Raw genomic sequence first — 9,458 nt, 5'->3', positions numbered from 1 at the left:
CGCCCCGCGCCGCCCCGCGCCGCCCCGCGCCGCTCCGCGCCCCGTCGCCGAGCCGAACCGAACCGCACGGCGCCGTGCCGCGCGGAGTCGAGTCGGCCGGCCCGTGCCAGCGCCAACGCCCGCGCCCGTGTCGGCGACCGCCAGGACGGCGATCTAGAGTCTCAATCCAGACACCTGGACGACTCGGACCGCGGCACCGACGCCGCGTTCGCGAACCGGGATACGACGGCGTGCCCGCGCCCACCGCTCCACCCACGAAAGGACGCCGCTCCACGATGACCGACTCGCTCCAGACCACGCCCACGACCGAGCTGCTGACCGACGACCCGACCTGGTGGCGCCAGGCCGCCGTCTACCAGATCTACCCGCGCAGCTTCGCCGACTCGAACGGCGACGGCATCGGCGACCTGCCCGGCATCACCGCGAAGGTGCCCTACCTCACGGCCCTTGGCGTCGACGCGGTCTGGCTCAGCCCGTTCTATCCGTCGGCCCTCGCCGACGGCGGCTACGACGTCGACGACTACCGCGACGTCGATCCGAAGATCGGCACCCTCGCGCAGTTCGACGAGATGATCACGGCGCTGCACGGCGCCGGCATCAAGGTGATCGTCGACCTCGTGCCGAACCACTCGTCCGATCGGCACGTCTGGTTCCAGGAGGCCCTGGCGGCGCCCGCCGGCTCGCCGGCCCGTGCCCGCTACATCTTCCGCGACGGTCTCGGCGAGGACGGCGAGCTGCCGCCGTCGGACTGGACCTCGATCTTCGGCGGCCCGGCCTGGACCCGCGTCGCCGACGGTCAGTGGTACCTGCACTCGTTCGCGAGCGAGCAGCCCGACTGGGACTGGGACAACGAGGAGGTGCGAGACGACTTCCTGACGACGCTGCGGTTCTGGTCGGATCGCGGTGTCGACGGGTTCCGTGTCGACGTCGCCCACGGTCTCGCCAAGAGCCTGCCCGAGGCGCTGCCCTCGAAGGCCGAGCTCGACGCCCTGCCGAAGGCCGACGGCGACCACCCGGTGTGGGATCGCGACGAGGTGCACGAGATCTACGCCACGTGGCGCGAGGTCTTCGACTCGTACGATCCGCCCCGCACGGCCGTGGCCGAGGCCTGGGTCGAGCCGTCGCGTCGCGCCCGCTACGCCAGCGCCGAGGGTCTCGGCCAGGCGTTCAACTTCGACCTGCTCGAGGCCGACTTCGACGCCACGGCGTTCCACGACATCATCACGTACAACCTCAAGGCCGCCGACGAGTCGGGGTCGTCGACCACGTGGGTGTTCTCGAACCACGACGTGGTGCGTCACCCGACCCGTTACGGTCTGCCGCCCCTCGCCGGGCGCGAGATCAAGCAGGGCGCCGAGTGGCTGCTCGCCGGAGGCGACGCCTCCGAGGTCGACGCCGAGCGCGGTCTGCGGCGCGCGCGGGCGGCGTCGCTCTTCATGCTCGGTCTGCCGGGCTCGGCCTACGTCTACCAGGGCGAGGAGCTCGGGCTGCCCGAGGTCGGCGACATCCCCGAGTCGCAGCGCCAGGACCCGGCGTTCTTCCGCAACCCGGGCGTCGACGTCGGTCGCGACGGCTGCCGCGTGCCGCTGCCGTGGGAGCGCACGGGCGAGTCGTTCGGCTTCGGCCCCGGCCCGGCGCACCTGCCGCAGCCGACGTGGTTCCGCGACTTCTCGGTCGAGGCCGAGGAGGGCGACCCGACCTCGACCCTGTCTCTCTACCGCGCGGCGCTCGCGGCGCGGCGCGAGCTGCAGACCGACGAGACCCTGACCTGGGAGGCGGTGGCCGACACCGGTGCCGTGGCCGGTGCGGAGCCTCAGGTGCTGCACTTCTCCCGCCCCGGCGGCTGGCACGTCGTCTGCAACTTCGGCCCGACCCCTGTGGCGATGCCGACCGGCGAGGTGCTCGTCGCGAGCGGCCCGCTGGGTGACGCCGGCGAGGGCCCCGGCAATGGTGCCGACGCGGTGCTGCCGGGTGAGACGGCGGTCTGGCTGCGGGCGTAGGCGACCCGCGCCTCCTCGACCCGCGCCTCCTCGGTGGGCCTCCGGTGCGGAGGAGAGATCGCCCCGACGAGTAACCAGCTCGGCGGGGCGATCGGGGATTCATGCGGCGGCCCGAACCGGCACGCATGAAGCCCTGCGGTGCCGGGATCAGGGGCGGCACCGCAAGGCAGCAAGGGGTACTTTATTGGTCCGCCGATGGGGGGACAAAATCGATGCACCCGTCGGAACGGGGGATAGACGGGTGAATCCGCAGCCGCGGGTGCCGTGACCTCGCCGAGGAGGCGCGGTTCGGCATCCACTCCGACTCCGGGTATGCTTTCCGAAGCGCGTTCGCTCTGCGGCGCGTGATGGAGCCGTCGCATAGTTCGGCCTAGTGCACCACCCTGCTAAGGTGGAGTTCCCTTTGTGGGAACCGTGGGTTCAAATCCCACCGGCTCCGCTGGACCCCGTTGAGTTGTGATCTCGCCAGATCAGTTCACGGGGTCCTTCGCTTTCCCCCCGCGATGCCGGCGCCGAGCGCGGCCCGCACGCACCGGCCGCACGGGCAACCGCACGCACCGCACGCACCGCACGCACCGCACGCACCGCCCGCTCGTGCACCGGCCGGCACCGCCCGCACCGCCGGAGGTGCGATGCTGGCCGCATGACGCACGGTCGGTTGAGGGTGCTGCTCGGGGCCGCGCCCGGGGTGGGCAAGACGTACACGATGCTCGAGGAGGGCGCGCGGCTCGCCGCCGAGGGCAGGGACGTGGTCGTGGCCGTCGTCGAGACCCACGGGCGTGCGGCGACGCAGGCCATGATCGGCGACCTCGAGGTGGTCCCACGCAGCGTGCGGACGTACCGGGGCGTCGTGCTCGACGAGATGGACCTCGAGGCGGTGCTCGCGCGACGACCCGAGCTGGCGCTGGTCGACGAGCTCGCGCACACGAACGCCCCCGGCTCGACGAACGAGAAGCGCTGGCACGACGTGCGGGCACTGCTCGACGCGGGCATCGACGTCGTGTCGACGGTCAACGTGCAGCACATCGAGTCGCTCGGCGATGTCGTCGAGGAGATCACGGGTGCGCGGCAGCGCGAGACCGTGCCCGACGCGGTTCTCCGCTCCGCCGATCAGGTGGAGGTCGTCGACCTCGCCCCGCAGGCGCTCCGCGACCGGTTGGCGGCCGGCGACGTCTACCCCGCGAACCGGGTCGACGCGGCGCTGTCGAACTACTTCCGGCTCGGCAACCTCACGGCCCTTCGCGAGCTGGCCCTGCTCTGGCTCGCCGACGAGGTCGACAGCGCGCTCAAGGCCTACCGCGACGAGCACGGCATCGACAGCCACTGGGAGGCGCGCGAGCGCATCGTCGTCGCGCTCACCGGCGGGCCCGAGGGCGAGACGCTCATCCGGCGGGCCGCGCGCGTCGCCGCGAGGTCGTCGGGCGGCGAGCTGATCGCCGTGCACGTCAGCAGCCCGGACGGCCTGGCGCAGGGCGAGCCCGGCGCCCTCGCGGCACAACGCGCCCTGGTCGAGAAGGCCGGGGGCACATACCACCAGGTCGTCGGCTCGGACGTTCCGCGCGCCCTCGTCGACTTCGCCCGGGCGTCGAACGCGTCGCAGCTCGTGATCGGGGTCAGTCGTCGCGGGCGTCTCGCCACGGCGCTCACCGGCCCCGGCATCGGGGCGACGGTGATCCGCGAGTCGGGTCGGATCGACGTGCACATCGTCACCCACTCGGCTGCGGGCGGTCGATCGCGCCTGCCCCGGCTCGGCGGCGCCCTCTCGCCCCGCCGGGTGATCGCCGGCTTCGTGCTCGCCCTCGCGGGCGGGCCGCTGCTCACCTGGCTGCTGACGAACAACCGGACGGAGGACGGCATCGCCGGCGACGTCCTCCTCCTCCAGCTGCTCGTGCTCGTCGTCGCGGTGACCGGCGGTCTCTGGCCGGCGCTGTTCGCGGGGCTGCTGTCGGGCATCATCCTCGACGTCTACTTCATCGCCCCGATCTACAGCCTGACCATCGCTCAACCGCTGCATCTGCTGGCGGTCGTGCTCTATCTCGTCAATGCGACGCTGGTCAGCTGGGTCGTCGACCAGGCCGCGCGGCGATCGCGGGCGGCGGCCCGTGCCCTCGCCGAGACCGAGCTGCTGGCGACGATCGCTGGCAGCGTGATCCGCGGCGAGGGGGCGCTGCAGGCGGTCATCACGCGCACCCGCGAGGCCTTCGGGCTCAGCCGTGTGCGCATCGTGACCGACTCGGGCTCGGGGGAGCGGGAGCTGCAGAGCACCGGGCAGGAGGCGGTGGTCGGCCCGGTCACGCGCCTCCCGGTGGGCGACGGGACCGCTCTCGAGGTGACCGGCGACGTCACCGCGGCCGACCGGCGTCTGCTCGGCGTGGTCGCGGCGCAGGTCGAGGCGGCGCTCGAGCACTCCGCCCTCAGCCGCACGGCCGGCGAGGTCGGGCCGCTCGCCGAGGTCGACCGGATGCGCAGCGCCCTGCTCGCGGCCGTCGGACACGACCTGCGCCGACCGCTCGCCGCGGCGACGGCGGCCGTCAGCGGGCTGCGTCAGAGCGACGTGCGCTGGAGCGACGCCGACCGCGACGAGCTGCTGTCGACCGCGCACGAGAGTCTCGACTCGCTCTCGACCCTCGTGACGAACCTGCTCGACGTCAGTCGGGTGCAGGCGGGCGCTCTGGCCGTCACCCCGGCCGACGTCGACGTCGACGAGGTCGTGATGGGCGCCCTCGACGAGCTGGGGCTCGGCCCCGTCGACGTCGAGCTCTCGCTCCGTGTCGCGGTGCCGCCGGTGCGCGCCGACACCGTGCTGCTGCAGCGCGTGCTGGTCAACCTGCTCGACAACGCGCTGCGCTACTCGCCTGCGGGCGAGCGGGTGCGGATCTCGTCGAGCGTCTTCGGCGGCCGCGTCGAGATCCGGGTCGTCGACCGTGGGCCGGGTGTGCCGGCCGATCGGCGCGACGAGATCATGGTGGCGTTCCAGCGACTCGGCGACACCGACAACGCCGCGGGTCTCGGTCTCGGTCTCGCGCTCAGCAAGGGCTTCGTCGAGGCGATGGGCGGCACGCTGTCGCTCGACGACACCCCGGGCGGCGGTCTGACCATGGTGGTGTCGCTCGCCGCGGTCTCCGTCGCGCATCCTCACGGAATCCCTACGCCGGAGGCGCGGGTCGAGTCGACCGCATCGGCTACGGTCGGCGAGGAGGCACCGTGAAGATCCTGATCGCCGACGACGACCCGCAGATCCTGCGGGCGCTGAAGGTCACCCTCGGCGCGCGCGGCTACGAGATCGTCACCGCGGGCGACGGCCGCACGGCCCTCGACCTGGCCGCCACCGAGCACCCCGATCTCGTGATGCTCGACCTCGGCATGCCCCGTCTCGACGGCGTCGAGGTCATCGCGGGGCTGCGCGGCTGGTCGACCGTGCCGATCCTCGTCGTGTCGGGTCGCACCGACGCGGCCGACAAGGTCGAGGCGCTCGACGCCGGCGCCGACGACTACGTGACGAAGCCGTTCGCGATGGAGGAGCTGCTGGCGCGCATCCGGGCGCAGACCCGGCGGCTGCCGAGCGGAGCCGACGACGAGCATCCGGTGACGACGTTCGGCGACGTGCGCGTCGACCTGTCGGCGAAGACCGTCGAGCGGGGCGCGAACCGCGAGCCGGTGCGGCTCACCCCGACCGAGTGGAAGATCGTCGAGCTGCTGCTGCACAGCCCGGGCAAGCTGATCACGCGCGAGACGATCCTCACGCAGGTGTGGGGCCCGTTCCACGCGAAGGACACCGGCTACCTCCGCCTCTACTTCGCCCAGCTGCGCAAGAAGCTCGAGCCCGTGCCCGCGTCGCCCCGCTACCTCGTGACCGTGCTCGGCATGGGCTACCGCTTCGAACCCGACGAACCGCAGTCCTAACGGAATCCCTACGCTCGACCCCCTCTGAGCAGCCGATCGCACGCCTAACGTGTGATCACGCGTGCTTCGGCCTCGGAGCGTGCGATCGGAGGGTCCGCCGTGTCCACAGTGTCTGAGAGAAGCGGTCGCGACGGCGATGCGCTCGAACCGCAGCCGACGCGACCGGATGACTCGCGCCTCCGGAACTGGCTGCTCGACGGGCTGACCGAGAACTCGGGCGCCCACCAGGGGCCCCACGCCGAGAAGGTCGAGAAGACGCATTCGTGGTGGCGCGTCATGTGCCTGACCGGCGTCGACTACTTCTCGACCCTCGGATACCAGCCCGCCATCGCCGCGGTCGCCGCCGGTCTGCTGTCGCCGTTGGCGACCATCGTGCTCATCGCGCTCACGCTGCTCGGCGCGCTGCCCGTCTATCGCCGGGTCGCCCGCGAGAGCCCCCGCGGCGAGGGCTCGATCGCGATGCTCGAGCGGCTGCTGCCCTGGTGGGGCGGCAAGCTGTTCGTGCTGGTGCTGCTGGGCTTCGCGGCGACGGACTTCATGATCACCATCACGCTGTCGGCGGCCGACGCGACCGCCCACGCCGTCGAGAACCCGTTCACGCCCGAGTGGTTCCACGGGGCGGAGGTGCCGATCACGCTGTTCCTGATCGCGCTGCTGGCCGCCGTGTTCCTCCGCGGGTTCAAGGAGGCGATCGGCATCGCCGTGGTGCTCGTCGGGGTGTTCCTGACGCTGAACCTCGTCGTCATCGCGGTGTCGATCTTCCATGTCGCCGAGAACACCGTCGTGATCGGGAACTGGTGGCAGGCGCTCACGGTGCAGCACGGCAACCCTCTGGTGATGGTCGGCATCGCGCTGATCGTGTTCCCGAAGCTCGCGCTCGGCCTCTCCGGTTTCGAGACCGGCGTCGCCGTCATGCCGCAGATCACCGGCGACGCGACCGACACCGCCGAGCGACCCACGGGTCGCATCCGCGGCGCCCGCCGCCTGCTGACCACCGCGGCGATCATCATGAGCTCGTTCCTCATCCTGTCGAGCTTCGTCACGACCCTGCTGATCCCTCAAGAGCAGTTCCAGGCAGGAGGCGCGGCGAACGGCCGCGCACTGGCCTACCTCGCGCACGAGTACCTCGGTAACGGCTTCGGCACGATCTACGACATCAGCACCATCTGCATCCTGTGGTTCGCCGGGGCCTCGGCCATGGCCGGCCTGCTGAACCTCGTGCCGAGATACCTGCCCCGCTACGGCATGGCGCCGCAGTGGGCGCGCGCCGTGCGCCCGCTCGTGCTCGTCTTCACCGTCGTGGCCTTCATCATCACCATCGTGTTCGACGCCGACGTCGACGCCCAGGGCGGGGCCTACGCGACGGGAGTGCTCGTGCTGATCACCAGCGCCTCCGTCGCGGTCACCCTGTCGGCTCGGCGCGCACGCCAGTCGAAGCGCACGATCGGCTTCGGCGCCATCGCCCTGGTCTTCGTCTACACGACCATCGTCAACGTCGTCGAGCGGCCCGACGGCGTCAAGATCGCGGCGATCTTCATCGTGGGCATCATGGCCGTGTCGCTGTTCTCGCGGGTGCGCCGGTCGTTCCAGCTGCGGGCGACCTCGATCTCGTTCGACGACACCGCGCTCGGGTACGTGCGTGAGGACGCCGACGAGTACGGGTCGATCCGCGTGATCGCGCACGAGCCGGGGCGAGAGGTCGCCGAGATCTACAAGAAGAAGCTCAGCGCTGAGCGGCGGTACAGCGGCATCCCGCAGCGCTCGCCGGTCATCTTCCTGGAGGTGCACCCCGGCGACTCGTCGGACTTCGAGGAGGACCTCGTCGTCACCGGCTGCGTCGTGCACGGGTACCGGGTGATCCGCGTGACGAGCGGCGCGGTGCCGAACACGATCGCGTCGGTTCTGCTGGCGATCCGCGACGAGACGGGCGTCGTGCCCGACATCTACTTCGAGTGGACCGAGGGCAGCCCGCTGTCGAACATGGGGAGGTTCCTGGTGACGGGCGCCGGCGAGGTCGCACCCGTCACCCGCGAGGTCCTGCGCCAGGCCGAGCCGCACCGCTCGCGCCGCCCCGACGTGCACGTCAGCTAGCCCAGCGCCAGGCGCTCTGCGCTCGCCACGCCCCGGCCCGGCCCCGCCTCGCTCGCCCTACCCCGGCTCGCCCCGCCCCGCCCCGCCTCGCCTCGCCTCGCCCCGCCCCGCGATGAACCGCGTTCGCGAAGATGAACCGCGATAGATCGCAGTTCATCTTCGCGAACGCGGTTCATGACGTCATGCCCGTGAAGCGCCGACGGGCGATGCGAGCGGCCGCGGTCACGCGACGGGGGTCGAGCGGCACCCCGGCTGATCGAAGGAGTTCGGCGAGCCTCTCCGGCTGGACGAGGTCGATGTACTCGCAGTGCACGACGACGCGGATCGCGGGGTCACCGAGGAGGCGCCGGTCCCGCCGACTCCGCTCTCGCAGGACGTCTGCCGGTCGCCGTCCCTGCAACATCTCGGGGTCGGTCAGCTTGGCGTGGCCGTCGAACTCGATGGCCACTCCGAGCTCGGCCAGGAAGGCGTCGCATCGCCCGGCGAAGCGGCCCCGATCTCTGCAGACCCGTTGCAGCTCGACATGCGACAGGCCCAGTTCGAACAGGACGACGCGCAACAACGACTCCCCGGCGCTCTCGGCCAGGGGCGACGCGAATTCGAGGACGCGTCGCGCAGAGCGGTTGCCGGGATGCGACGGAGGGCCCAACCGGCCGAGCAGATCGGCTCGCCGCGAATCGAGGGCTCGGACGACCACCGGGTCCAGTGGTCGATCGCCGTGGGGCAGGACGAGCCGCCGCAGGACGGCGTCGACGCAGAGCACCGCGTCGGCGAACGACGCCGTCCGTGCGACGTCGACCGCGGTCCGTTCGATGGTCGTGAGCCGCAGCCCGTCATCCACGACCTGGTCGTCGGGTGCCACGATGCCGGGACGTCGCAGGAGGTGCGTGGACCTGCTGGTCGTCGAGCGTCTCGGGTCGAACACGGTCACCACGTCGCCGTAGTCGTCGTGCACGCGAGGCAGGCCCCATACGGCCGCGGCGGTGTGGTGTCCGATGACGCACTGTTCGTCGAGGCCGGCGGTCACGGCTCGGGTGAGGACCACATGCTGTCCGCGCGCGTCGAGTCCGCTCCAGACGTCTGCTGCGACGTAGACGCCCCTGTGGATGCGGATGAGATCGCCTCGCAGCGTCCTCAGCTGGAGGCGCCGCTGCTCTCTCGTCCCGGCGCCATGGCCGGCGGCGTAGACGATCGGGCAGCGGCGGGGGTCTGTCGGCGTCATGCACCGATCGTGGCGACCCGGAGTCGCCAGGCCGGCTCGCGCCTCCTGGGCTGTGTACCGAGACGGGCGGGACGCCGGTGTGGAGGAGTCGTCTCGTCGGCCTGTGAGCCGCGATGAACCGCGTTCGCGAAGATGAACCGCGATAGATCGCAGTTCATCTTCGCGAACGCGGTTCATCGCTGGGGCGGGGCGGGGCGGGGCGGTGCGGGGCTGGGTGGCAGGGCGGGGCGGCGCGGGCCGGG

General features: G+C 71.7%; 5 protein-coding genes and 1 tRNA gene. 5 read left to right on the top strand and 1 reads right to left on the bottom strand.

Annotation, left to right across the window (positions count from 1 at the left end; all coding sequences use genetic code 11):
* Positions 1 to 275: 275 nt before the first annotated feature.
* The 5 genes from SOM13_RS15295 to SOM13_RS15275 all read left to right on the top strand — a co-directional run bounded on the left by SOM13_RS15295 (position 276) and on the right by SOM13_RS15275 (position 7,994).
* Entirely contained in the window at positions 276 to 2,000 is a 1,725-nt protein-coding gene (locus SOM13_RS15295; protein WP_320480210.1) for a glycoside hydrolase family 13 protein, read from the top strand.
* Between the two features lie 349 nt (positions 2,001 to 2,349).
* Positions 2,350 to 2,439, top strand: a tRNA-Ser gene (locus SOM13_RS15290).
* Positions 2,440 to 2,643: 204 nt separating this feature from the next.
* Positions 2,644 to 5,208 (top strand): sensor histidine kinase, encoded by a 2,565-nt coding sequence (locus SOM13_RS15285; RefSeq protein WP_320480209.1) that lies wholly within the window; start codon positions 2,644 to 2,646, stop codon positions 5,206 to 5,208.
* The gene (locus SOM13_RS15280; RefSeq protein WP_192060728.1) at positions 5,205 to 5,903 is read left to right on the top strand and encodes a response regulator; all 699 of its coding nucleotides are present in this window, start codon (positions 5,205 to 5,207) and stop codon (positions 5,901 to 5,903) included. The genes SOM13_RS15285 and SOM13_RS15280 overlap by 4 nt, the downstream gene beginning before the upstream one ends.
* Positions 5,904 to 6,002: 99 nt before the next feature.
* Positions 6,003 to 7,994: an APC family permease gene (locus SOM13_RS15275; RefSeq protein ID WP_414655458.1), complete on the top strand. Its 1,992-nt coding sequence runs from the start codon at positions 6,003 to 6,005 to the stop codon at positions 7,992 to 7,994.
* A gap of 172 nt (positions 7,995 to 8,166) precedes the next feature.
* On the opposite strand, the gene SOM13_RS15270 is transcribed toward SOM13_RS15275, so the two are convergent.
* Positions 8,167 to 9,216 carry a hypothetical protein gene (locus tag SOM13_RS15270; RefSeq protein WP_320480208.1) on the bottom strand — a complete coding sequence of 350 codons (1,050 nt, stop codon included), beginning with the start codon at positions 9,214 to 9,216 and terminating at the stop codon, positions 8,167 to 8,169.
* Positions 9,217 to 9,458: the final 242 nt, after the last annotated feature.

The sequence above is a fragment of the Frigoribacterium sp. CFBP9030 genome, from assembly GCF_034045195.1.
In the GTDB taxonomy this organism is placed as follows: Bacteria; Actinomycetota; Actinomycetes; order Actinomycetales; family Microbacteriaceae; genus Frigoribacterium.
This window is presented reverse-complemented; position numbering and strand designations above follow the sequence as displayed.